Here is a 24022-nt window from a genome sequence, read left to right as displayed (position 1 = left end):
CCCTGGCTGTGGCAGACAATGGTGATCGGCACATCGGCTTGCGCCTTGCGGATCGCTTCGACCAGCTTGGCCAGGCGATACGCAGCCAGCACGAAGTACCCGCGTGGCGGGCACGCGTATACTTCGCGTTCGTTGACCGGATTGAGGTGCTGGACCTGCATCCACAGGAACAGCTTCTCCGACAACCCTTCGTTCCACAGGTCGGGCAGCGAGGTGCAGCCGTTGGCGAACGGGCCGCCGCCCCAGTAGTTTTGTTCGTTGAGATAAATCTTGTCGCCGAACGCCTGCAACTCTTCGCCGCCGGCCTTGTAGCCCCACCTGAAGCGGATTACCGGCGAGCAGGCGTTGCCCATGTCGAAAAAATTGTTGGAATTGAGTTCGGGGTTGATGTAGCCTTCGCCCGTCAATTCCTGCGCATACTTGATGGCCTTGAGCTGTCCCGACGCCGGGCCCGGATACTTCATCTGGTCGTTCCTGCGCCCCAGCCGGTTATTCAAACCGTCGCATAGTCCTTGTTCGCAGGCGTCGTACCACTCGCCATCGGAATTGACGCCGTGGACGAGGATTACGATGCCCGGCAAAGGCAGGGCGTGCGGGATGTCGTAGTGGGTCGCATCGAAATCGGTGTGGGCGCTGCCCCTGGCGAAGGCCACGCAGTCGTTATCGGGTTTCAGCGCCATGGCATCTCTGCGTCCGTTCAATCGCGCGGGATGAAAAAGGTGGCGGTCAGCTGTTGCAGCTGGTCGCCGGTGATGGTCGGGCCTTTGCCGTCCGCATCGGTAACGCCGGAGACGACCTTGCCGTCCTCGGTTGCCACCGATACCTGCACGCCTTCGCACGGCGCGCCGTCGAGGGGGCTGACCAGGCGCAGCGTGCGTCCCAGTTGGCCTTCGCCGAAGGTGGGCAGTTCGCCGCGCTGGCTGGCGGGGCCGTTCCAGTGGTGGCCATCGGTCTTGATGGTGAGCGCGCCGGGGCCGCCCAGTTCCACGGTGCCGCCGGAGAGCTTGAGGTAGGCGCCGCCCTGGGTCATCAGGGTGATTTCGTCTTGCGCCACGCCGACGATGCGGGTGGCGGAGGTGAGCCGCAGGTCGCGTGCGGCATCCAGTTGCATCAGGTCGTGCTGGCTTTGCATCCGGTACTTGCCGTGGTGGGCGATCTGGGTAATGCCTTGCTGGTGCGCGAACAATGAAATGCCCTGGCCTGCGTTGATGTTGCAGCACTTCGCGGCACTGAACTGCAGGTGTTGCAGGGCTACCTGGTCGATACTGCCCACGGCGTAGTGGACCATGGCTTTTCGCGTGCCCAGTGCGATGCCGTCGGGCGCGGTGATGGAGATGGTCGGCAGGTCGGCCGGCTTGGCTGTGCTGGCGCTCGAGAGCTGTTGCTGCAGTTCGCTGGCGCCGGCAGCGTCAGGCGCCAGCGCCTGGTGCTGCGCTGCGTACGTACCCAGCGACTTGAACAGGTCGAGGCAGTCCTGCATCAGCGCCAGGTGTTCTTGCTGGTCCAGCTGCGCGCCGGCGGCGTCTAACCGCTGCCATGCCGAGATCAGTAGCGAACGGGCCGTGCGCAGGCTGCCGCTGCCGTCGGTGCGCAGCTCGAAGCCTTCGCCGCGCTGATCGGCGCTGCCGGCCTGGCGCGGGGTGGTCAGACAGCCGAGATTTAAAGCGCTGCTGGCGTGGTCGCTGGCCAGTTGAGCGCTGATCTGGCCGGTGGTGTCGTCGAAGCGCAGCTGGCTTTTGCGCTGGCCCCGGATTTCCTTGCTGCGCATGCCTGACAGGTAGCGGTTGCCGGGCAGGCCGCCGCCTTTGCCCAGTTCCGGCGGCACGCCGATGCCGTTGAACAGCTGGCCCACGATCACCGGCCGGTCGGGATCGCCGCCGAGGAAGTCGATCAGCACCTCGCTGCCCACGCGCGGCAAGCTCACGGTACCCGCTTGCTGCCGGGCAGGCCCCGCGCCGGCCCATGACGTGGCCACGCGGATCCAGGCGCTGTCGGTCTCGCTATTGGAGGCGCCGGCGCCGCTCGCATGCTGGTGATCCTGCGCCCTGGTGGCAGGAAAGCGTACCTTGACCCGGCCCAGCGCATCGCAATGGACTTCCTCTCCGGCGGGGCCGACGACGATGGCGCTCTGCGGCCGGGCGCCCGGCACGTCGATGCGCGGATCGTAGGCCGGCACGAGATGCACATCCTTGCGCACGCACGTAAAGCGGTTGCGATAGCGGTCGCTGTGCGCGTGGGCGACGGCGCGCCAGCCGCTTTGCGCGTACAGGCCATCGAGACGCGCATCGAGCGCTTGCGGGAAGTTGTTGCGGGCTTCGATTTCCAGCGCGGTGATCACGAAAGCGCGTTCGGCTGGCGGGTGCTGGTCGATCTCCGGGTGGCCGGATAGTGTGAACCACTCGCCGGCCCGTAAATCGCGCACGCCGCTCTCGCCGTGAAAGCACTTGGTCTCCATATCGAACCGCGCCATGCGCAGCGCGCCCAACTGGCGCAGGTCGTCGTTGTCGCTGCCGGCGTGCGGCGTCTCGACCAGGTAGTCGCTGAGCGCGGCGGCAAAACGGTTGCCGTGGCTACCCTGGTCGGCCAATGCCTCGCTGGCGGTTTGCATGAACTCGACGCCTTTCGGCCGCTTGTAGTCCCAGCTGAAGCGCTTGACGGTGCCCGGGCGTAACTGGCGCGCGCCGGTCCAGGCGGTGATGGCGTCGCGCTCCTCGGTGGCGTGGTTGCGGTGGAAGCGGATGGTTTTTGCGGCGCTTGCGGGCAGGCGCGCGGCGTCGTCGAACAGCACCAGCGTGTGGGCGGGATGGTCGGCATCCGCTGCGCCGGGCCGTACGTACCACGAGATGCCCCGGCGCTTGAGCAGCCGGCGCAGGAACTGCGCATCCGATTCGTTGTACTGCATGGTGAATTCACGCGCGGGGAACGCGCGCTGCGCCAGTGCGGCGTCGATCTCGTAGTGGAACGTGGCGGCCATCACCGTATTGGTTTGCCTCCACTCGGACATCAGGATAGCGGCGATATCCAGCTCGCTCTGGTTGCGGAAGATACGGGTGTTGGTGCGCTGCTCCATCAACGCCAGTCCATCGCGCAGCACCAGCTGATAGGTGGCCAGCCCGCCATCGCTCATGCCGGCACAGGCTTCGGCGACGATGCCGCATACCGCGTGCAGGTCGCCGCGATCGGTGACCAGTTGCAGCTCTGCTGGCACGGCGATGAACTGCTTCAGTGGCAGCGTGGCGTCGGTTGATACGCACAGCACGCGGTACTCGATGCCGCCGCACACGGTTTCCGTGCCGGAGATGCGGTGTGGCAGCAGCAGGTCGTCGCTGACGCCATCGTCAAAATCCAGCCGCAGCCGCAATGGTCGGTTGCTGGTGTTGAGCAGCGCTAGCGCTTTGTCGATGGCCATGTGTGCTCCTGTGCGGTCAGTTGCCCAGTATCACTGTTCCTATCGGCAAGTTATTGCGGAGGCGCAACTTCAGGATGCGGTGCGTACTGTTCCAGGATGGACGATGTCATGGCAAAAATCGTCGCTGTCACCGCTGCGGCCGTGCAGGAATACGCCGTGGCCGAGGCCCACGCTGGCGGACAACTGGCAGGGTTCGATATCAGCGGCATGCAAGACCAGCCGCACCCGGTAGCGGACATTGACCACGCCGAACATGGCGAGGATGTCCGCCAGTTCTTGCGCCGCCTTTGCGCCGGGCAGAAACTGCTCGTACCGCTCGCGGCGTAGCGGGCCGACTTTTATCTCGGCAGCCACGTCGGCACGATGACAGCGCGCACCCAGCATGGCGCCCTGGCCCAGCGTGCAGTGTTCGACGCCCAGGTGCAGCCGGTCCTCGCGCAGGTACCAGCCGCCGACGAACGGTTGAAACGTCACCGGCACATCGAAATAATCAGTGATGACAGCGGTGATGGCCGCCGCCGTCACCGGTCGCTGGCGGAACAGCGCGGCATGGCGGGCCAGCGCTTGCGGTGGCAATCCAGTGCCTGCAGGCGGGGTGCCCGCCAGCGCCAGTTGCAGCGCCAGGAACTGGTCGCGCCCCGGCGGCTGGCTATCGATGCGGTGCGCCGCCCAGGCCTGGTAAAACTGCATGGTGGCGCGTGTGCCCAGCAAGTCGAGGAAGACGCGCGGGCCGGCGTCGTGGTGCTGGCGTTCGGCATCTGCGATGGTTTGCGTGTAGTGGGCGGGCAGGGCGCTGCTGTTACCGAGCAGGCTGAATGATGCCGGGGTGAGGTGGATGACTTGCGCGGGATCGTTTTCGAGCAAGTCCAGCAACTGCTCGCCGGTGCGCACTTCGCGGTTGTCGCGCGTGCGCGCCCACAGCGCCGCCAGCTCGCTGGGCGGGAAGCTGCTGGCCATGCGGCTGTGAAAGCGCAGACGTGCCGGTGAATCCGCGATGCCGGATTGTTCGAGCCAGCGCAGCAGCAGGCGCACGGCCTGGAACAGCTCGAACCGCGTCGGGTCTGCCAGCAGTTGCCCGATCAAACCAGGGCCTGGTGGCCGCTTCGGGGCGGGCATCGCAGCAATTCCTTTCCGGAGTTCGACAGCACGATCAGGCGGGTGAAACTGTTGAATTGGACGGTCAGGGCCAGCACGTGATCGATCACCTGGGCAAACAGCGACAGCCCGACGCCAGCGAACGCGTGGTCGTCCACGGCGAGCATGATATCGATGCCGTACACCAGGCTGCCGCCGCTGCTGTCAGTGCGCCAGACGCTGGCGCTGCGGTGCTGCAAGTCGGTGATGCCGTCGATTTGCCGCTGCGTGACGTCGGAAGCGGCCAGGTTGTGCAGCGCCAGCATCTCCTTCAATATCGGCAGGCCGTCGCGGTTCAGGCTCTGGTGATTGAGATTGAGGAGCGACACCAGGCGCCATTGGGTGCTCTGGTTGATGGCGAAACGCCGTGGCCGGGTGGGCCGGCGCAGCAGCAGCACCGGCACGTCGCTGGCCGGTCCTTCGTGGTGCAGGTCGCCGGTTGTTTTGCCAAAGGGAAGCCGGCATGGCATCTCGCCATTGGTGCAGGTGAGGTTGATGGAAACGGATGCGGTGGTGGCTGCGGTGTGGACTGCGGTGGTGGCTGTCAAGGGCTGCATGGCGCTGTCGATGAAAGCGATCTTCATGGCGTGGCCGGGCGCCGAGATGGCCAGCGCCTCATCGCGGCGGACGGTCCAGTATTGGCCAGCCGCTTCGCCATGGCGCATCGCGTATAACGGGTGCAAGTCGGCGACCCGGCTGCGCGCGCCGTCGTGGCGCAGCATGCTCACCTGGTCCACGCTGAAGATCTCGAACGTGTGCGCGCGCGGGCTTTCCACTGTCAGCGGGTATTCCGCGCGCGTGTGATCGAGTTCGATCGGGCGCGCAGGGTGGCGGAACAGGTTGACGACCGGTGCACAGCTGGTGAGCAAATGCCTGGCGTCGAGCGACTTCAGGCGGTTCATGGTATCGTCGTGGTTGGTATCGGCCAGTACCAGGTGCAGGGTAAAGTTGCGGCAGTCGGGCGGCAATGCGGTGCCGATGGCGTCCATGTCGAGATCGACGAAATTGAATTTTTCGGGAAAGCAGAAATACTCGGTGAGCAGGCGATAGGGCGACGGGTGGTTGCCGGTGGGGAGCAGCGCCTGGTCCGGCCGGAAGCCGACCGCACGCAGCGGCGGCTGCACCAGCAGCGACCATATTGCGTCGCCGCTTTCCACCAGCGCGCAGGTGGTGCGCAGGAACAGCGCGTCGCGCAGCGCGGCGGCCAGGCCGGCGTCGGCGTTGAGGTAGAGACGCAGCGCATGACCGCTGCTGGCAGCGGTGGCAGTGAGCGAGATGCTGATGGCCGGTCCCGCGTTGACGGGCAGGCGCAAGCTGCGCGGCACCTCGAGCGCGGACTGCAGCCGCACGCTGTCGATCCTGAGCGGTTGCAGAACCAGGTCATCGGTGGTGGTGAACTTGCACAATACGCCATCGTGTTCGGCAGCGCTCATGACGGTGCCGCGCGGGATCACGGCGGTGTGATCGAGCGGATCATCGGTAACCGCATGCACGATCGAGCAGGAAGGAAAGGGGCGCAGGCAGTGCGGAAAATTGTTGTGTAAAACCGATTCGACGAACTGCACATGCGAATCGTCGAGGCGCTTGGCGGTGCGCGCGTTGAGCAGGGCGCAAGCCTGTATCAGGCGCTCGACGTGAGGATCGTTGCAGCCTTCGCCGCTCATGCCCAACCGACCGGCGACCGCCGGATAGCGCGAGCAAAAATCGCCAGCCAGCGCGTTGAACAGCGCCAACTCCGCCTCGTAGTATTTCAGCAGGTCTTTCATTATCATTCTGATCCCCATAGCCGCCCGGGCGAACGGCCATTATTGAGGAGAACAATAAATTAATACTGAGATGCAACAATGTAAGGTCAGCCGATCGAAATTTTAGAACCGCGTCTCACGCGCTACCCGCAAAAACTGGTCAAGAATGCCCGTGCAGTCGAGCAGCTCCACGCCGCCGGCGCGGTGGAATTCCGGGTGCCATTGCAGGCCCATGACGAAGGGTGCCTTGCGGTAGCGGATTGCTTCCACCATGTTGTCGGGCACCGACAGCGCTTCCACCATCATGTCGCGGCCCAGGGTTTTGACGGCCTGGTGGTGAATCGAGTTGACCGTGCCGCTGGCCTGGCCCTTGAACATGCGCGACAGCGACGAGCCGGCCGGGAAGGTGATGTCGTGGCGGTTGCGGTCGTAGTCGTCGTTGACGTGGGCCAGCGAATCGGGCACGTCGGAGGCGATGTCCTGGTACAGCGTGCCGCCGAACGCCACGTTGATCAGCTGGCAGCCGCGGCAGATGCCCAGTACCGGCTTGCCCGCTTCCACGAACTCGTGCAGCAGTTCCAGCTCGTACATGTCGCGTGCACGGTCGCCGCTCCACTCGGGGCGGGTGGGCGTTTCGGCATAGCTTTGCGGCGAGACGTCGGCGCCGCCTTGCAGCACCAGGCCGTCGAGGTGGCGCGCGTAGTCGCGCAGGCGGATGTTCGACGGGTGCAGCAGGCCGTCGGTGTTCACGGTGGGGATCATGAAGACCAGCACGTCGCGCGACATTACCCACTGGGCGATCGACTCTTCGAGGTATTGCAGGTTCTTGCTGCGCAGGCCGGTGGAGCCGGCTTCGGGATGGAAGATGCGCGCCGAGATGCCGATGTGGAGCGGGCGCTGCACGATGTGGCGGGTGACCGAGGCGGCCACGCGCCGGTAGCGCGCCATCAGCACCCGGCCCCACAGGCTGAACACGGTGTCGCCGGGATCGAGGTAGCGCGGCGTGGCGCTGTTGCTGTCGTTGCGCGCCGGCCGGCGTTCCTGGTCGGAGGCGCGACGGTGCGGTGTGCTGTCCTTGTCGTCAGGGCCGTCAGTCATGCTGTTCCTCATTTACTGTTGACGTGTTGTTAGTGTGCCACAAGCCAGCGTCGGCAGTCGCCCGGTTCACATTTCCTTACATGTGGTCCACGCATGTCACCCTGGATCAATCGGAAAGCCCGGCCCGCCTGGGCGGCCCTATAATCGGGCCATGAGAAAACTATGGAAAGCCATCGGCCGCGTGGTCGCCTCGATTGCGATTGGCGTCGCTACCGCCTGGGGTGCGCTGGCGCTGTGGTACCAGCCGCCGTTGCAGGTGGAGGCGTTGCGCGTGCCGGCCATGGGCCTGTGGGTATCGATCGCGCCGGTCACGCTGTTCTGGTGGTGGCGCCTGCGCCGTGCGCGCGTGCTGCTGCCGTGGGGCGTGGCCATGGTAGCGCTGCTGGTATGGTGGGGCACTTTGCAACCGAGCCACGACCGCGTGTGGGCCGACGACGTGGCGCGCATGGTGACCGGGGACGTACAGGACAGCGTGGTCACGCTCGACCAGGTGCGCAACTTCGACTGGCGCAGCGACGACGACTACACGCCGCGCTGGGAACGCCGCAGCTACGATCTCGATCAACTGCGCTCGGTTGATGTGGCGCTGTCGTACTGGATGGGCCCTGCCATCGCCCACACGCTGGTGTCGTTCGGTTTTGCCGACGGCCGCTATCTCACATTTTCCATCGAAATCCGCAAGGAGCGCGGCGAAAGTTTTGACGCCATCGCCGGCTTTTTCAAGCGCTACGAAACGGTGCTGATCGCCGCCGACGAGCGCGACATCCTGCGCGTACGCACCAACGCGCGTGGCGAGGATATGTATTTATATCGTTTGAACATTCCGCAGAAAACCATGCGCTCGCTGTTCCTGTCGTACCTTGACGAGGGTGCGCAACTCAAGCGCACGCCGCGCTTCTACAACACGCTCACCGCCAACTGCACCACCATCGTGTTCGAGATGGCGCGCAGGATCGATACCGCGCTGCCGCTCGACTGGCGCCTGCTGGCCTCCGGTTACCTCGATCGCTACCTGTTCGACCTGGGCGTGCTGGCCGGTCCGCAAAATTTCGGCACGCTGCGCCAGGCCGCCCATATCACGGCCCGCGCGCGGGTGGCGGACCAGGCGCCCGACTACTCTGCTGCCATTCGCCAACCGGCGCCTTGAGCACCGATTCCAGCACCGCAGAGACATCGGTCACGGCAGCGAGGCCGGCGCCGCTGACGGGGTGCGCAAGCCGCGCCTCACTCCTTGCCGGGGCAGGTTCTTAGCCGCCCCTTGAGGATCTTGCCGGTGGCCGCTGCCGGCAGGGCCGCCATCACGATGATCTCGGCCGGCCGTTTATAGGGCGCCAGGTGTTGCGCCAGCCAGGCGTGCAGGTCTTCCAGTGCGACCGGATGGCGGACGTCCAGCTCGATGTAAGCGACCACGTCCTCGTCGCCATGCGCACCGGGGCGTCCCACCACCGCCGATTGCGTCACGCCCGGGTGGGCGTTGAGCACCGTTTCCACTTCCAGCGGATAGACGTTGAAGCCGGCGCGGATGATCAATTCCTTCGTGCGGCCCACGATGAACAGCGCGCCGTCCGCGTCGCTGCGCGCCACGTCGCCGGTATCGAGCCAGCCGCCGCCACGCATGCTGGCGGCAGTGAGTTCCGCATCGCGGTAATAGCCGAGCATGACGTTCGGGCCGCGCACCCACAGCTGGCCATCGACGCCGGGGGCGACCGGCACGCCATGCGCATCCACCACGCGCACCTCCACGCAGGGGATGGCATGGCCGACCGAGGTATCGGCGCGCGGCTGGTCCAGGCGCGTCTGGCTGACGGTGGGCGAGGTCTCGGTGAGGCCGTAGCCGTTATGCAGCGGCACGCCCAATACCTGCTCCACGCGCGCCTTGAGGCTGGGCGTGAGCGGTGAACCGCCCGCGTAGGCGAAGCGCAAATGATTCGGTAAAGGGGCGTCAACGCTGCCGAGCTTTTCCAGCAGCTTCGCATACATGGCCGGCACGCCCTGGACGATGGTGAGTGCGTGCTCGCGCAGCGCGGCCAGCAGCGCATCGGGCGTGAAGCGCGGGCACAGGTACAAGCAGGCGCCCGCGTAGAGGGTGCCCAGCATCACCGACGTCAGGCCATAGACGTGGGTGATCGGCAGCACGCCGTATGCGCGGTCCGACGGTACCAACCCGCGCAGGCGGCTCGACACGGCAGCGACGAACAGCAGGTTGCGGTGGCTGAGCATCACACCCTTGGGCGCGCCGGTGGCGCTGGTGGTGCCGGTGGTGTACACCAGCGCTGCCACCTGGTACTCGGACGCCGCGTGCTCCGGCTCCGGTACGCGGCCGGTATGCAACGTGCCGACCATCCAGGCGCCGAAGGGCGAGTCGGTAACCGTGGCCGCGTGGCGCAGGCCGTGGGCGGCGGTCTCGGGCGACGTATTGCAGCCGGGCGCGCTGGTATAGATCACGCGGCGCGCGCCGCAATGGTCGCGAATCTGGTCCACCTCGTGCGCGGATAGGCGGCCGTTGACGTGGACGATCCAGGCGTCGAGATCGGCGGCGGCAAAGGTGAGCGCCACTTGCGCTGCGCAGTTTTCGCCGACCACCATCAGGCGGTCGCCGGCGCGTACGTCCAGCGCGCGCAAGGTGGCGGCGGTATCGTCGATGGCGGCGGCCAGCTGGGCGTAGGTCCAGTGGCGGCAGCCGTCGTGCAGGGCAGGGGCGTGCGGGGTGTCGTGCGACCAGCGGCGCACGATGGCGCCGAGCCGCGCCGGCAGGGATGCCAGCAGGGTATGGGGATCGAAGTCGTTCATCTGGCCGCGACCGTCATTGGCGAAAAAGCGGCCAATGTGACGGCGCCGCGCGCCAGTGTCAAGCCTTGATGTCGAGCAGCGAGCCCAGCGTTTCGTCGGAGGTCTTGATCACCGACAGCGATGCTTGCGTCTGCGCCTTGTACACCAGCGAATTGGTGATGTCGCTTGCCAGGTTGGTGGCGCTGGGTTGATCGCCTGCCGCCAGTTGCTGTCCTTGCAAGGAAATCGAGACGCCACCACCGGCCGGGGGCGACTCGCGGAAGTTCACCTGCGCCGGCTGAAAGCCTTGTGTGGATGCATTCGCGATCGAGTGAGCGCTGTTGGACAGCGCGCTGAGGCCGGCGGTAACGCCGCTGGCGCCGATGTGTAGGGCAGAGATGGCCATGATGAAATTCCCCTGGGGCAATATCTCGATTGTACACCTTTGATCCAGATCATGCTTCGTGCGGGATGCTCATTTAGGCTTGCACTTCGACCTGCGCTGGCGCAATGCGCCCGGTTCGCTTCCCGTTGATCAAACCGCAATCCTGTTCGTGGAGGAGTACGCCATGTTTCCATATTCTCAATCTGTCACACCCGCCGTCAAATCGCATCTCGACGCCCAGATGGCATTTTTCAACGACATGTCCCGCTCGATGTTTCGTACCGCTCAGCAGTTCAGCGACCTCAATTTGCAGATGGCGCAAACCATGCTGGAAGATGTCGCACACACCGGTTGCGATTGCCTCACCGCCCATCGCGCCACCGACATGATGTCGGCTGCCGCCAGCCGCGCCCAGCCGGCCACCGACAAGCTGCGCGCGTACCAGCAGCACCTGTCGCGCATCGCTGCCGACACCCAGCTGGAACTGTCCAAGGTCGCCGGCGAACACGTGGAATCGACCACCCGCACGGCCAAGGCGCTGGCCGACGAGGTCGCCCGCACCGCCCAGGAAGAAGCTCAGCGTGCGCTGCAACAGCAGCAATCGGCCATGGAGCGCGCCACCGATCCGTTCCGGCAAAACGGTGCGCGGCGCATGGCCGATGGCCAGGATAATCAGTTCTATGGCAGCAGCACCGGCACCCAAGTGTCCGGCCAGGCCACGGCGGCACAAACCGCAGCGCATGCTGCGGCGCAAACCGGCAAGCAAAGCGGCGCCCGCAAGGAGGCGTGAGCATCGGATTCCCCCTCCTGAGGCAGACGGCACCATCGTCAACGATGGTTTATCATCGGGGCTTGTTGCCCTGGAGATAAAGATATGACGAATGCCGCCGCCTTGACCGATTCATTGCACATCGTTTGCCCCCACTGCGACGCCGTCAACCGGCTCCCCGCCGCCAAGCTGGCGGCGCAGCCGGTGTGCGGCAAGTGCCAGAAACCGCTGTTTACCGGCCAGCCGGTCGATCTGACCAGTGCGCGATTTTTAAAGCATATCGAGCGCAGCGACATTCCGGTGCTGGTGGACTTTTGGGCGCCGTGGTGCGGGCCTTGCCGGACGATGGCGCCGTTCTATGCGCAGGCCGCCGCCAGGCTGGAGCCGCACTTTCGCGTGGTCAAGGTCGATACCGAGCAGGCGCAGGACCTTGCCACCCGCTACGCGATCCGCAGCATACCCACGCTGGCCCTGTTCAAGGGCGGCCGCGAAGTCGCGCGCCAGCCGGGCGCCATGGATGCAAGCAATATCATTGCCTGGGCCAATCAAAACAATCGTTAAAATCGCCATTGCCATTGCCATTGCCATCGCCATTGCCATTGCCATCGCCACCGTCACCGTCAATGCTACCGCTGCGTTGCAGCGCCTCGCGGCACATTCGTACCGCCTTGCACTGACGGCTTTATCAGGCGCTGTTAATGGCTGGCCGCGTTGCGCATGATGCGCACCGGCTTGCTGCCGGACTCGGTAGGAATGGAGGGCAGCATGTCGGCCAGTGTTTGCTGGTCGAGCACGGCCAGGAACGCCTTGGTCGCGTCATTGAGCGTGTGCTTGAGCTTGCAATCGTTGGTGAGCGGACAGGTGTCCTGGGCGCGGTCGAAGCATTCGGCCATGAAGAAATCGGTCTCGGTGGTGCGCACCAGCTGTCCGATATTGATGTCGGCCGGTTCCTTGGCCAGCCGCAGGCCGCCGTTGCGGCCGCGCACCGTCTCCACCAGCCCGGTTTGCCCCAGCTGGTACACCACCTTCATCAGGTGATTTTTCGAAATCCCGTGCAGGTCCGCGATGTCCTGGATGGTCACCAGGCGGTCGCGGTTGGCGCTCAGGAACAGCAGCGTGCGCAGCGAAAAATCTGTAAATTGGATGAGGCGCATCTGCGGAGATTGAGGTAGATTGAGGCGCTATTTTAACCGGGGACAGGGTTTTGTGCGGATACGCACCGACGCACTGGCGGCCCCGGCCGACACTACCCGAAATACCTAGGAGGAAACATGATCGACGACCAGGCACGCCGAGAGTTCATCAACGAACTGTGGGAACGCTTCGAACAACTGCAACAATGGGCCGAAGCCAACTGGCCCGATCAGGAAAACCCGCTCACCAGCGCCGATTTCGTGGAAGCGCGCAAGGAAATCCTGGGCTTACGCAACCCGGCGCAAGCACCGGGCAAAGTGCCCGAGGCGCGCGAGCCGGAGCAGGGCGGCGCCCAGTACGAAAACCTCAATCCTGCCCCATGGCCGTAATGTGTTCCGTCATCCCCGCCCGGCGGGGATGGCACATTCAGTGCACCACCGGCTTGCCCACCTGCGCCAGCAACCACGCCAGCACCGCCACCACCAGGCTCCCCAGCACACCCCACGCCAGATTGAGCGCACTGTCGAACAACAGTGGCGCCACCAGGCCAGACACCAGCGCGAACAACAGCATCTGCACGAACGACTGCATCGACGACGCCAGTCCGCTGTTGTTCGGGAAGTATTCGAGCGCCATCAGGGTGATCGGTGTCATCATCAGCGACAGACCGAACGAATAGATAAACAGCGGCAGCACCGCCCACGGCACGGCTGCGGTGAAATACAGGTTGTAGCCGACGTTGATCACGCCGGCCAGGATCATCACCGCAAAGCCCATCCAGGCCTGCGCCTTGCGCGCAAACTTGTGAGCGAATTTGCCCGACAGCGCCGAGCCTACCACCATGCCGCCGATCAGCGGCACGAACATCCAGGCAAACGCGGTTTCCGGCAGGTGCAAAATGTTCATCACGAAGTACGCGGCCGAGCCGATATACAGCGCCACACCGGCAAAGCTCATGCCTACGGCAATCGCCAGCAGCAGGAAATGGTGGTGGCACAGCACCTTCCAGTAATTGCGCGCGATGACCCCGAGGTGGAACGGGTGGCGATCCTTCACCGCCAGGCTTTCCGGCAGCAGGCGCGTGACGGCGACGTACATCACGACGCCGAAGGCGGCCAGGAACCAGAAGATCGAGCGCCAGCCAAAGCTCACTTGCAGCCAGCCGCCCAGTACCGGGGCGATGGCCGGCGCCAGTCCGAACACCATCATGATGTGGGCCAGGATTTTTTGCGCGGCGGCACCGGCAAAGCGGTCCTGCACGATGGCCCGGCCAACGACGGAACCGGCGCCTGCCGCCAGGCCCTGCACGATGCGGCAGGCCAGCAGCACGCCGATCGACGGCGCCAGCGCGGCGCCGATCGACGCGGCGATGTACAGCACCAGCGACACCAGGATCACCGGGCGGCGGCCGAACGAATCGGACAGGGTGCCGTAAAACAGCATCATGAACGCAAAGCAGAACAGGAACATGCTCAGGGTTTGCTGCACCATGATCGGGCTGGCGTCGAACGCCACGCCGATGGCAGGGAACGATGGCAAATAGGTATCGATAGCGAGCGGGCCGACCATGGTCAGGCCGGCCAGCAGGATGGTCAGCAGAATATTCATTAAAGGCGTATTGTTCGTTGGACCCGGCATTTTACGCGATATGCGGCCAGCGCATATCGGGCGACATTTTGATTCGTTCACCTGGCGGTAACGCGCGCGTATGCTTCAATATCGGCAGCACTACCGCCAAAAATTTTAGATTATCGAGACATGACTATTGATACCTTCGACGCCACCGGCGTCAAACCATCGCACTGGAACCTGGCCAGCGTGATCGAACAGCTGCGCGTGTCGCGCGAGGCCACCCATAATATCCGCCACCAGGGCCGGGTGCGCGAGCTGCCCTCGCGCGAGGCGCTGCAAATCATCGTCAACGGCCTGTCGGCGGTACTGTTTCCCACCCATTACGGCCGGCCCAACCTGACCGACGAGAGTATCGATTACTTTGTTGGCGATACTTTGAACACCACGCTCAACCGCCTCACCGAACAGGTGCGGCGCGGCCTGCAATTCTCGGCTACCGAAGAAGTGCCCGACGACGCCGTGCTCACCCAGCAGGCCCACGCCATCACCCGCGAATTTGCCGCCAACCTGCCGGCCATCCGCGCGCTGCTGGTTTCCGACGTGCATGCGGCGTTTTCCGGCGACCCGGCCGCCACGTCGGTGGCCGAGATCATGCTGTGCTACCCGGGCACCATCGCCATCCTGTACTACCGCCTGGCGCACTGCCTGCACCGCCTCGGCTCGCCGTTCCTGGCGCGGCTGATCTCGGACATCGGCCACTCGCTCACCGGCATCGACATCCACCCCGGCGCCCAGATCGGCGGCAGCTTCTTCATCGACCACGGCACGGGCGTGGTGATCGGCGAGACCGCCATTCTCGGCCAGCGGGTGCGCCTGTACCAGCACGTCACGCTGGGCGCCAAGCGCTTCCCGGCCGACGACCAGGGCGTGTTGATCAAGGGCGTGCCGCGCCACCCTGTGGTCGAAGACGACGTAGTGATTTATGCAGGCGCCACCATCCTGGGCCGCATTACCATCGGCGCCGGATCAACCATAGGCGGCAACGTGTGGCTTACGCAAAGCGTGGCGCCCAACAGCAATGTCTCCCAGGCCCAAATGCGCAACGACTAGAGCAAGCCTTCATCGGCCCGCCAGGAACAGCAGCGTGTTGGTGGGCCAGGCGCGAGGTCCGACAGGGAAGGAAAAGCCAGGCTCCGAAAAATATGCAGGCGCCAGTGTGCGGCAGTTTTGATGCTTTGGCAATCTTTCAGTGTCAGAGCCGTACCGCGTGCGCCACGTGACCGGGCGCCAGCCGCGCGCCGCCACCGAGCACCTGTCCACGCAAGGTACCGCCGTCGTACGCCGTACGATACCGCCCGCGCCGCTGCAGTTCCGGCACGATCAGTTCCACCACGTCGCGCATGCTGTCGTGGGCCACGGCAAAGGCGATGTTGAAACCGTCGATGCCGGTGTCGTCCTGCCATGCTTCCAGCTGGTCCGCCACCTGGCGCGGATCGCCTACCAGCACCGGACCGCGTCCACCGAGGCCGATGAACAGTGCGGCCTCGCGCACGGTCCAGGCACGGTCGGGGTCGGCCTGGGTAAACGACGCCAGCGCCGAGCGGCCCGCGTCCGATTCGATATACTCGACGGTGGCGTCGAGCGGAAACTGGCTGAAGTCGATGCCGGTCCAGCCGGACAGCAGGGCCAGCGCCGCCTCGATATCGACGTGGTTGCGGTAGTCCTCGTACCTGGCCCATGCTTCGGCCTCGGTGGGGGCGGTGACGATCAGCGCCTGGGCGTAAATTTTGAGGTCGTCGCCGTCGCGGCCGGCCGCGCGCACTGCGGTGCGCAGGTCATCGGCATACTTGCGCACCACGGTCTTGCTAGGACCACTGACGAACGTGCACTCGGCGTGGCGCGCCGCAAAGGCCGTGCCGCGCGGCGAGGTACCGGCCTGGTACAGCAACGGCGTGCGCTGCGGCGACGGTTCACACAGGTGAAATCCCGGCACCTTGTAAAAGCGGCCTTCGTGGTTGATAGCGTGGATGCGGGACGGCTCGGCATACACGCCGCGCGCCTTGTCGTTGACCACGGCGTCGTCGTCCCAGCTTTTCTCCCACAGTTTATAGACCACGTCCATGTATTCGTCGGCCAGGTCGTAGCGCTCGTCGTGGCCCAGTTGCCGGTCCAGGCCCAGGTTGCGCGCCGCGCTGTCGAGATACCCGGTGACGATATTCCAGCCGATGCGCCCGCGCGTCAGATGGTCAAGCGTGGAAATGCGCCGCGCGAACGTGTACGGATGCTCGTAGGTGAGGGCGCAGGTCACGCCGAAGCCCAGGTGGGTCGTGACTTGCGCCATCAGCGGCACCAGCGCCAGCGGATCGTTTAATGGCGCCTGCACCGCGTGGCGCAGGGCGGGGTCAGCGCTGCCCTGGTACACATCGTAGGCGCCCAGCACGTCGGCCAGGAACACGGCGTCGAACAGGCCCGCCTCCAGCAGGCGCGCCAGGTCGGTCCAGTGGTCCGGATCGGTGTAGCGGTGGCCGGTGTCGCACGGGTGGGTCCAAAGGCCCGGCGACTGGTGGCTCACCGTGTTCATCTGGAAGGCATTGAAGCGGATTTGCTTGCTCATGTCACTTGGTCGGCTTGGCTGCCACCTCTTTGGCCAACGCCAGCTGGTAGTCGGTCCTGGAATAGTCGGCGAAGTGCTTGTTGGTGATGTCGAGGAATTCGCGCGAGCGGTAGGCGGCAGCGATATCCTTAGCAAATGGCTTGTCCTTGTCGGCCGTGCGCACTGCCACCAGGTTCACATAGTTGTCCGAGATTTTCTCGGTCTTTAACGCGTCCTTCAGTTTCAAGCCCGATGCCAGCGCGTAGTTGCCGTTGACGAAAGAGTAGTCGGTGTCTTGCAGCGAGCGGGGAAGCTGCGCCGCTTCCAGCGGAATCAGCTTGATCTTTTTGAGGTTGGCGGCGATGTCGCGTTCGGACGCGCGCACCGGATCGTACTTGTCGCGCAGCTTGATCCAGCCTAGCTGGTCGAGCAGCACCAGCGCGCGCGCCTGGTTGGTCGGATCGTTGGGCAGCGCCACCGTCGTGCCTTCCTTCACATCCGCCAGCGTCTTGTGGCGCTTGCTGTAGATGGCGATCGGCGCGGTCGGCACTTTGACCAGTTCGGTGATGGGCAGCTTGTTCTCGGTGGCGAACTTGTTCAGGTACACGATGTGCTGGAACACGTTGGCGTCGAGCGAACCTTCTGCCAGCGCGAAGTTGGGCTGGATGTAGTCGTTGAACTCCACCAGCCTGACTTTATAACCCTTCTTTTCCAGCAGCGGCTTGATGCCCAGTTTGATCTGGTCCGCGTAGGGACCGGCGCTGGTGCCGATGACGATTTCTTTCGGGTCTTTGGCGTGAGCCGGCGCGTTGGCGCCGAGCGCAAGCGCCAGTGCTGCCAGTATCGTGGTCAATGCGGCGTGGCGGCGTATCGGTTTGATCATGGTTGTTCCTTAACGTTTGTCGATGCGTTTTGCAATGCGGTTGCCGGTGAACTGGATCAGTTGCACCATGATGATCAGGATGGCGACAGTGGCCACCATGATGTCGGTCTCGAAGCGGTAATAGCCGTAGCGGATCGCCAGGTCGCCGATGCCGCCGCCGCCCACCACGCCGGCCACGGCGGAATACGACAGGAAGCTGATCGCCAGCACGGTCAACGCCAGCACCAGGCCGGAGCGCGCCTCTACCAGCAGCACGCGCAGCACGATCTGCAGTTCCGAAGCGCCCATGGCGTGCGCCGCCTCGATCACGCCACGCGGCACTTCGCGCAGGTTCTGCTCAACCATGCGGGCGAAATACGGAACGGCGGCAAACGACAGCGGCACGGCGGCCGCCAGCGGTCCGATCGACGTGCCGGCGATCATGCGCGTAAACGGCACCAGGGCGACCAGCAGAATGATGAACGGGAACGAGCGCACGGTGTTGACCAGCCAGCCCAGAACCAGCGCGGCCGGGCGGTTTTGCAGCGACTGGCCATCGGCCACCAGGAACAGCACGATGCCGAGCGGCCCGCCGATCAGTACCGCTGCCGACAGGCCGATGCCGAGCATGGTGAGCGTCTGGCCGACGGCGGTGCCCATCTCGGGCAGCATGCCGACGATGGCGTTGAACGACACGCCTAGCGTGGAAAACAGTTCAGACATGGCGTCAGACATAACTGAGCTCCCGGTGTGTGCCGGCCAGCGTATTGGCAGCGTTGAAGGCAGCCAGTTCGCGGCCCAGTGCCGTCTTGCGCGGCGCACTGTGGCCTGCCGGTTCGCTCAGCGCGAATTCCTCGGCAATCGCGCCATCCTCGATCACCGCCACGCGGTTGCAGATTTCGGCCAGCACCGACAATTCGTGGCTGACGATGACGATGGTGACGCCGAGCCGGCGGTTGATGTCGCGCAGCGTGGCCAGCAGCGCGCGCGTGGTTTCGGCGTCGAGCGCGGACGTGGGCTCGTCGCACAGCAGCACGGCGGGGCCGCTGGCGAGCGCGCGGGCGATGGCCACGCGCTGCTTCTGGCCGCCCGAGAGCTGGGCCGGATAGCTGTCGGCTTTGACGCCCAGCTCCACCAGTTCCAGGCACTGGTTGACGCGCGCGGCGATCTGTTCCGGTTTCTGGCCGCCGTGGATGCGCAGCGGGAAGGCGACGTTGTCGAACACGGTGGCGTTTTGCAGCAGGTTGAACTGCTGGAAAATCATGCCGATATTGCGGCGCGCATCGCGCAGGTCGCGCTTCGACAGCGACGTCAGCTCGCGGCCGGCGACGGTGATGGCGCCGGCGTCGGGCCGTTCGAGCAAGTTGAAAAGGCGCAGCAAGGTCGATTTGCCGGCGCCGCTCTTGCCGATCAGGCCGAAGATGTCGCCCTGGCGCACGTCGAGCGACACGTCGCGCACAGCGTCGAAGCGCCCGCCGTCGGGCAGGGTAAAGGTCTTGCTCGCATGTTCGATGCGGATCAGTGGAATAGTCATCGGGTATTTCAGGAGTAGGCGGTGGGTTCGGGCAGCGAGCCGTCGAGCGCATGGCGACCGAGGTCGCGGATCTTGTAGTCGACCGGGTCGTGCAGCGTGTGCACGCGGACGTTGCGCCAGAAACGGTCGTAGCCATAGCGGGCCGACGTTGACCGGGCGCCGGTCAGTTCGAACATCTGGTTGCTGATATCGATGCCGGCGGTATGGGCCAGCACCTTGGCTTCCGCCACGGCGATTGCCAGTTCGCCGCGCTGGCGGGCGGTAACTTGCGGGCCAATGCGGAACAGCCGTTCGAGTTCGTGTGCCGCGTGGTCGGCCAGCACGGCGGCCGGCCGCAGCTTGAGCCACAACTGGCCGAAGCGGTGCTGCACCAGCGGATCGGCAGCAGCCGATTGGGCGCCGGACGCAAACCACGGCCGCGCCTCCTCCACCGTGTAGGTGCGCGCTGCCTCGAACGCACCTTCGCCAATGCCCAGGTACAGGTTGGTCATGATCAGTTGCGCCACCTGCGAGCGCAGCGTCGATTGCGGCGTGGCCGCCACGCCGGGCGCCTGCAGCACCTGCGTGGCCGGCAGCGCCACCCCGCTGAAGTGGACATTGCCGCTGTCGGTCTGCTTCTGGCCGAAGGCGTCCCAGTCGGCCTGCACCTCCACGCCCGGCTGGCGCGTGGGCAGCACGCCGATCAGCGCGGTGCCGGTGGGCTCGTGCCAGGCCGAGACGGTCAGCCAGTCCGACCCCACGGAGCCGGACGAAAAACTCTTGATGCCATCGAGCGTGTAGCCGTAGTCCGCATCCACGGCCGCGGTGCGGCGGTCGAGCGGATTGAGGGCATTGCCCCAGAACAGATTCTGCTCGACGGTGAGCGTGAGAAAGCGGCGCTGCTGCTGCGGTGTGCCATACAGCTGGATGCCCGCCAGTTGCAGGTGGTGAAAACCGAAGATATGGGCCAGTGCGCTGTCGGCGCGCGCCAGGATGCGCACCACTTGCAGCACCGTGGGCCAGTCGGCGCCCTGGCCGCCGAATTCGGTCGGTATCGACAGCGTGAGCAGGCCCGAGGCGCGAATTGCGCCGCGTTCCTGCGCCGCGTGGCCGCCGGCCTGGTCGCGGGCATTGGCGGTTTCGCCCAGGCGGCGCGCCAGGTCGGCGGCCACCTTGAGCGGATCGGGAGACGTCGGCGGCGCCGGATCGGGCGTCGCTGTTCTGAGTGCGTTAGACATGGTATGTCCGTTGTCGTTAAGGATGCGGTGGCGCAGTATCGCACCGGGCTCCAAACCTCGTACACGAAGAATTCCGGCTATTTATATGCAAAAAAGTCATGTGTCGTAAACCGCATATGGAAGCGCAAAACTATTCGTTCTGATTTCAACCGGACGGCTCTATTCTGGCCAGCACAAACAATTGACGGGGATCGGATCATGAGCATTCTTCTATTAGGCGGCAGCCCGGCTGCGGTATCGAGCACCGGCCGTTTGCTGGACCATGTCGCTGAAAAACTGGCTGAGCGCAGTACCGGACACCGCTACACCAAGGTGCAGGTGCGCGAACTGCCGGCCCATGCGCTGCTGCACGCCGAGACCTCGGACCTGGCCATCAAGCGCGCGCTGGCCGCAGTTAGCGAAGCAGATGTCGTGATCATCGCCACCCCGGTGTATAAAGCTTCTTATACCGGTTTGCTGAAAGCCTTCCTCGACCTGCTGCCGCAGGACGGCCTGGCCGGCAAGCTGGTGCTGCCGCTCGCCACCGGCGGCAGCCAGTCGCACATGCTGGCGCTGGACTACGCGCTGCGCCCGGTGCTGCACGCGCTTGACGCACGCCACGTGCTGGCGGGGATTTACGCCACCTCGTCGCAACTGGTGTGGAACGAGGTCAGCGGCCTGGCTGTCGATCAGGCCATCGCCTGGCGCGTGCAGGCTGGCGTGGAAGGGCTGGCCGCTGCGCTGCACGGCCACAAATCGTGGCAGGCACAGCAAGCGCAGGCGCCGTTCGTGGCGCCGGTCGAGCCGATCCGCCTGGCGCGCTGAGTGGAGACGCCTACATGACAATCAAGACCATCAACGCAACCGGACCGGCCGCCAGTCGTGCGCAGCAACGCACCGCGCGGCGCCATACCCTGGGACTGCTGTTTGCCGTTGGCGTGCTGGGCGTCACCGCCCACGCGCCGACGCTGGCCCAAGCCAACGCTGCCCAGGTCAAGCAGGAAATCCGCATCGGCTACCAGAAGTACGGCACGCTCACCTTGCTCAAGGGCCGTGGCACGCTGGAACAGCGCCTGGCGAGTAAAAACATCACGGTCAAATGGACCGAATTCCCGGCCGGACCGCAGCTGCTCGAGGGACTGAATGTGGGCAGTGTCGATTTCGGCACCGTGGGCGAGGCGCCGCCGATTTTTGCGCAAGCCGCCGGCGCCAACCTGGTGTATGTCGGCAATGAGCCGCCGTCGCCGGCCAGCGAGGCGATCGTCGTGCCGAAGTCGTCCTCCGTGCGCAGCGTGGCTGACCTCAAGGGCAGGAAGATCGCCCTGAACAAGGGTTCCAACGTCCACTACCTGCTGGTGAAAGCGCTGGAAAAAGCCGGCGTCGCCTACCAGGACGTGCAGGTGATCTACCTGCCGCCAGCCGATGCGCGCGCCGCGTTCGAGCGTGGCAGCGTCGATGCGTGGGTGATCTGGGATCCGTTCCTGGCCGCTGCCGAGAAGCAGATCGGCGCCCGCGTGCTGGCCGACGGCAAGGGCCTGGTCAACAACTACCAGTTCTACCTGGCCGCGCGGCCGTACGCCGAAAAGAACCAGGACACCGTGCGCATCGTGCTCGAGGAAATCGCCAAGGTTGACGAGTGGGGCGCTGCCAATCCGAAGGATGTGGCAGCCATCCTCTCCACCCAGACCGGCCTGGAAAACGAGGTTGTGGCGCTGGCCGCCTCGCGCTATGCCTACGGCGTCAAGCCGATCAGCGCCGGCGTGCTGGCGCAGCAGCAGCAGGTGGCCGACGCTTTCGCCCGTCTCAAGCTGATTCCGAAGCCGATTGCCGTCAAAGAAGCCCAATTGGCGCCAAGCCAGGTAGCGAAAAAATAAGGATTTACATCATGTCGTTGAATATCTTCTGGTTCATTCCCACCCACGGCGACAGCCGCTACCTTGGCACCACCAAGGGCGCGCGTCCGGTCGATGCCGATTACCTCAAGCAGTGCGCGGTCGCCGCCGACACCCTCGGCTACGACGGCGTGCTGCTGCCCACCGGGCGCTCGTGCGAGGATGCGTGGGTGGTGGCGTCGTCGCTGATCTCGGTCACGCAAAAGCTCAAGTTCCTCGTCGCCATCCGTCCCGGCCTCACCACGCCCGGTCTGGCCGTGCGCATGGCGGCCACCTTCGACCGCCTGTCCAACGGGCGCCTGTTGATCAACGTCGTCACCGGCGGCGACCAGGGCGAACTGGAAGCGGACGGCCTGTTTGCCGACCACGCCAAGCGCTACGAGATTTCCGACGAATTCATCCGCGTATGGCGCGCCTCGCTGGCGGGCGAGGGCGGCGATGCCGGCTACGATTTCGAGGGCAAGCATATCCAGGTCAAGGGTTCCAAAACCTTGTACCCGGCCGTGCAAAAGCCGTATCCGCCGCTGTACTTCGGCGGCTCGTCCGAACCGGCGCACGCGCTGGCGGCCGAGCAGATGGACGTGTACCTCACCTGGGGCGAACCGCCGGCAGCGGTGGCCGAAAAAATCGCCGACATCCGCGCGCGCGCCGCCAAGCATGGCCGCACCGTCAAATTCGGCATCCGCCTGCACGTGATCGTGCGCGACACCAACGAGGAAGCGTGGCGCGCGGCCGATGAGCTGATCAGCCACCTCGACGACGAGACCATCGCCAAGGCCCAGAAGGCGTTTGGCAAGATGGATTCGGTGGGCCAGCAGCGCATGGCGGCCCTGCATGGTGGCCGCCGCGACAAGCTCGAAGTCTCGCCCAACCTGTGGGCTGGCGTGGGACTGGTGCGCGGCGGCGCCGGCACGGCCTTGGTGGGCGATGCCGAAACAGTGGTGGCCCGCATCCGCGAATACGCCGACCTCGGTATCGAGACCTTCATCTTCTCCGGCTACCCGCACCTGGAAGAATCGTATCGCTTCGCCGAACTGGTGTTCCCGTTGCTGGGCAAAGGCAAAGCGGCGGGCACGCAGTCGCTCAGCGGTCCGTTCGGCGAGATCATGGCCAGCGATATCATTCCCAAGAAGGCGGCGTAATGGCTCAGGTGAAAAATAAAGCGCCGAGCGCGCTGGCGCCGTGGATATTGCCGGTCACGCTGATCGTGCTGTGGCAGGTGGCCTCGCAGGCAGGCTGGCTCTCGAGCCGCATCCTGCCCGAGCCATGGGCCGTGGCCAAGGCCTTCTGGGCGCTGGCCGTGTCGGGCGAGTTGTGGGTGCACTTGCGCACCAGCCTGTGGCGCGCGGCGTCGGGCTTTGCCATCGGCGCCGGCCTCGGTTTGCTGCTGGGCCTGTTGACGGGCAGCTTCCGCCGCGCCGAAACGCTGCTCGACACCACGCTGCAAATGGTGCGCAACATCCCGGCGCTGGCCTTGATTCCGCTGGTGATCCTGTGGTTCGGCATCGATGAGACGGCCAAGCTGTTCCTGCTGGCGGTCGGCGTGTTCTTTCCCGTGTACCTGAACACCTTCCACGGCATCCGTTCGGCCGACCAGGGCCTGATCGAGATGGCGCGCAGCTATGGCCTGTCCGGCTGGCCCTTGTACCGCGACGTGATCCTGCCGGCGGCGCTGCCGTCGATCCTGGTGGGCGTGCGGTTTTCGCTGGGGCTGGTATGGGTGCTGCTGATCGTGGCCGAGACCATTTCGGCGCAGGCCGGCATCGGCTACATGACCATGAACGCCCGCGAGTTCCTGCAAACGGACGTGGTGCTGGTGGGGATTTTGCTGTACGCGCTGCTGGGCAAGGCTGCCGACCTGGCGTCGCGCGGGATGGAAAAGCGCTTCCTGCGCTGGAATCCGGCCTACCGCTAATCGATCTGAATTGGA

22 protein-coding genes and 1 pseudogene are annotated in these 24022 nt (G+C 65.0%); 9 read left to right on the top strand and 14 right to left on the bottom strand.

The window, feature by feature from the left end; all coding sequences use genetic code 11:
- From ASF04_RS07990 to ASF04_RS07970, 5 genes and pseudogenes are all read right to left on the bottom strand, one after another.
- Positions 1–680: pseudogene (locus ASF04_RS07990) on the bottom strand (hypothetical protein); the annotation flags it as partial.
- A 17-nt stretch (positions 681–697) separates the two neighbouring features.
- Positions 698–3409, bottom strand: coding sequence for a type VI secretion system Vgr family protein (locus ASF04_RS07985; protein ID WP_056139716.1), 2712 nt, complete (start codon positions 3407–3409; stop codon positions 698–700).
- 69 nt (positions 3410–3478) lie between these two features.
- Positions 3479–4525: a type VI secretion system baseplate subunit TssG gene (gene tssG, locus ASF04_RS07980; RefSeq protein WP_082488624.1), complete on the bottom strand. Its 1047-nt coding sequence runs from the start codon at positions 4523–4525 to the stop codon at positions 3479–3481.
- Positions 4489–6309, bottom strand: coding sequence for a type VI secretion system baseplate subunit TssF (tssF, locus tag ASF04_RS07975; RefSeq protein WP_056139713.1), 1821 nt, complete (start codon positions 6307–6309; stop codon positions 4489–4491). The genes tssG and tssF overlap by 37 nt, the downstream gene beginning before the upstream one ends.
- Positions 6310–6411: 102 nt before the next feature.
- On the bottom strand, positions 6412–7386 hold the full coding sequence (locus ASF04_RS07970; protein ID WP_056139710.1) for a gamma-glutamyl-gamma-aminobutyrate hydrolase family protein: 975 nt from the start codon (positions 7384–7386) through the stop codon (positions 6412–6414).
- A 151-nt stretch (positions 7387–7537) separates the two neighbouring features.
- Here ASF04_RS07970 and ASF04_RS07965 point away from each other — a divergent pair, with 151 nt between their 5' ends.
- Positions 7538–8533: a DUF4105 domain-containing protein gene (locus ASF04_RS07965; RefSeq protein WP_056139708.1), complete on the top strand. Its 996-nt coding sequence runs from the start codon at positions 7538–7540 to the stop codon at positions 8531–8533.
- Between the two features lie 77 nt (positions 8534–8610).
- Here ASF04_RS07965 and ASF04_RS07960 read toward each other — a convergent pair whose 3' ends face one another.
- Complete coding sequence (locus ASF04_RS07960; protein ID WP_056139706.1) at positions 8611–10176, bottom strand: class I adenylate-forming enzyme family protein; 1566 nt, start codon at positions 10174–10176, stop codon at positions 8611–8613.
- A 58-nt stretch (positions 10177–10234) separates the two neighbouring features.
- Complete coding sequence (locus tag ASF04_RS07955) at positions 10235–10561, bottom strand: hypothetical protein (protein ID WP_056139704.1); 327 nt, start codon at positions 10559–10561, stop codon at positions 10235–10237.
- Between the two features lie 163 nt (positions 10562–10724).
- Between ASF04_RS07955 and ASF04_RS07950 the strand changes: the two genes are divergently transcribed.
- Both ASF04_RS07950 and trxC read left to right on the top strand, forming a co-directional pair.
- Positions 10725–11330, top strand: a complete 606-nt coding sequence (locus ASF04_RS07950) for a phasin family protein (protein WP_056139733.1) — start codon at positions 10725–10727, stop codon at positions 11328–11330.
- Between the two features lie 102 nt (positions 11331–11432).
- Positions 11433–11870 carry a thioredoxin TrxC gene (gene trxC, locus ASF04_RS07945; RefSeq protein WP_200931076.1) on the top strand — a complete coding sequence of 146 codons (438 nt, stop codon included), beginning with the start codon at positions 11433–11435 and terminating at the stop codon, positions 11868–11870.
- Positions 11871–12004: 134 nt separating this feature from the next.
- On the opposite strand, the gene ASF04_RS07940 is transcribed toward trxC, so the two are convergent.
- Positions 12005–12463, bottom strand: coding sequence for an Rrf2 family transcriptional regulator (locus tag ASF04_RS07940; protein WP_056139701.1), 459 nt, complete (start codon positions 12461–12463; stop codon positions 12005–12007).
- 117 nt (positions 12464–12580) lie between these two features.
- On the opposite strand from ASF04_RS07940, the gene ASF04_RS07935 reads away from it, so the two are divergent.
- Positions 12581–12832 (top strand): hypothetical protein, encoded by a 252-nt coding sequence (locus ASF04_RS07935; protein ID WP_019922468.1) that lies wholly within the window; start codon positions 12581–12583, stop codon positions 12830–12832.
- Between the two features lie 37 nt (positions 12833–12869).
- On the opposite strand, the gene ASF04_RS07930 is transcribed toward ASF04_RS07935, so the two are convergent.
- The gene (locus tag ASF04_RS07930; protein ID WP_056139699.1) at positions 12870–14051 is read right to left on the bottom strand and encodes a multidrug effflux MFS transporter; all 1182 of its coding nucleotides are present in this window, start codon (positions 14049–14051) and stop codon (positions 12870–12872) included.
- A gap of 150 nt (positions 14052–14201) precedes the next feature.
- On the opposite strand from ASF04_RS07930, the gene epsC reads away from it, so the two are divergent.
- Complete coding sequence (epsC, locus tag ASF04_RS07925) at positions 14202–15125, top strand: serine O-acetyltransferase EpsC (protein WP_056139697.1); 924 nt, start codon at positions 14202–14204, stop codon at positions 15123–15125.
- A gap of 142 nt (positions 15126–15267) precedes the next feature.
- On the opposite strand, the gene ASF04_RS07920 is transcribed toward epsC, so the two are convergent.
- Genes ASF04_RS07920 through ASF04_RS07900 form a run of 5 tightly spaced genes read right to left on the bottom strand, consistent with a single transcriptional unit; the run spans position 15268 to position 20221 of the window.
- A complete protein-coding gene (locus ASF04_RS07920) occupies positions 15268–16629 on the bottom strand; it encodes an LLM class flavin-dependent oxidoreductase (RefSeq protein WP_056139695.1) in 1362 nt (453 codons plus the stop codon).
- A gap of 1 nt (position 16630) precedes the next feature.
- Positions 16631–17491, bottom strand: coding sequence for a MetQ/NlpA family ABC transporter substrate-binding protein (locus ASF04_RS07915; RefSeq protein ID WP_056139693.1), 861 nt, complete (start codon positions 17489–17491; stop codon positions 16631–16633).
- Positions 17492–17500: 9 nt separating this feature from the next.
- Positions 17501–18193 (bottom strand): methionine ABC transporter permease, encoded by a 693-nt coding sequence (locus ASF04_RS07910; protein WP_056139732.1) that lies wholly within the window; start codon positions 18191–18193, stop codon positions 17501–17503.
- 4 nt (positions 18194–18197) lie between these two features.
- Positions 18198–19004, bottom strand: coding sequence for a methionine ABC transporter ATP-binding protein (locus ASF04_RS07905; protein WP_056139692.1), 807 nt, complete (start codon positions 19002–19004; stop codon positions 18198–18200).
- Positions 19005–19012: 8 nt separating this feature from the next.
- Positions 19013–20221 (bottom strand): acyl-CoA dehydrogenase family protein, encoded by a 1209-nt coding sequence (locus tag ASF04_RS07900; protein WP_056139730.1) that lies wholly within the window; start codon positions 20219–20221, stop codon positions 19013–19015.
- A gap of 198 nt (positions 20222–20419) precedes the next feature.
- Between ASF04_RS07900 and ssuE the strand changes: the two genes are divergently transcribed.
- The 4 genes from ssuE to ssuC are packed head-to-tail and all read left to right on the top strand — an operon-like array spanning position 20420 to position 24007.
- The gene (gene ssuE / locus ASF04_RS07895; protein ID WP_056139690.1) at positions 20420–21025 is read left to right on the top strand and encodes an NADPH-dependent FMN reductase; all 606 of its coding nucleotides are present in this window, start codon (positions 20420–20422) and stop codon (positions 21023–21025) included.
- Positions 21026–21039: 14 nt separating this feature from the next.
- Positions 21040–22074 carry a sulfonate ABC transporter substrate-binding protein gene (locus ASF04_RS07890; RefSeq protein WP_056139689.1) on the top strand — a complete coding sequence of 345 codons (1035 nt, stop codon included), beginning with the start codon at positions 21040–21042 and terminating at the stop codon, positions 22072–22074.
- A gap of 17 nt (positions 22075–22091) precedes the next feature.
- A complete protein-coding gene (gene ssuD / locus ASF04_RS07885; RefSeq protein WP_200931075.1) occupies positions 22092–23234 on the top strand; it encodes an FMNH2-dependent alkanesulfonate monooxygenase in 1143 nt (380 codons plus the stop codon).
- Positions 23234–24007 (top strand): aliphatic sulfonate ABC transporter permease SsuC, encoded by a 774-nt coding sequence (gene ssuC / locus ASF04_RS07880; RefSeq protein WP_056139686.1) that lies wholly within the window; start codon positions 23234–23236, stop codon positions 24005–24007. Before ssuD ends, ssuC begins: the two co-directional genes overlap by 1 nt.
- Positions 24008–24022: the final 15 nt, after the last annotated feature.

The organism is Duganella sp. Leaf61 (assembly GCF_001421905.1).
In the GTDB taxonomy this organism is placed as follows: Bacteria; Pseudomonadota; Gammaproteobacteria; order Burkholderiales; family Burkholderiaceae_D; genus Rugamonas; species Rugamonas zoogloeoides.
This window is presented reverse-complemented; position numbering and strand designations above follow the sequence as displayed.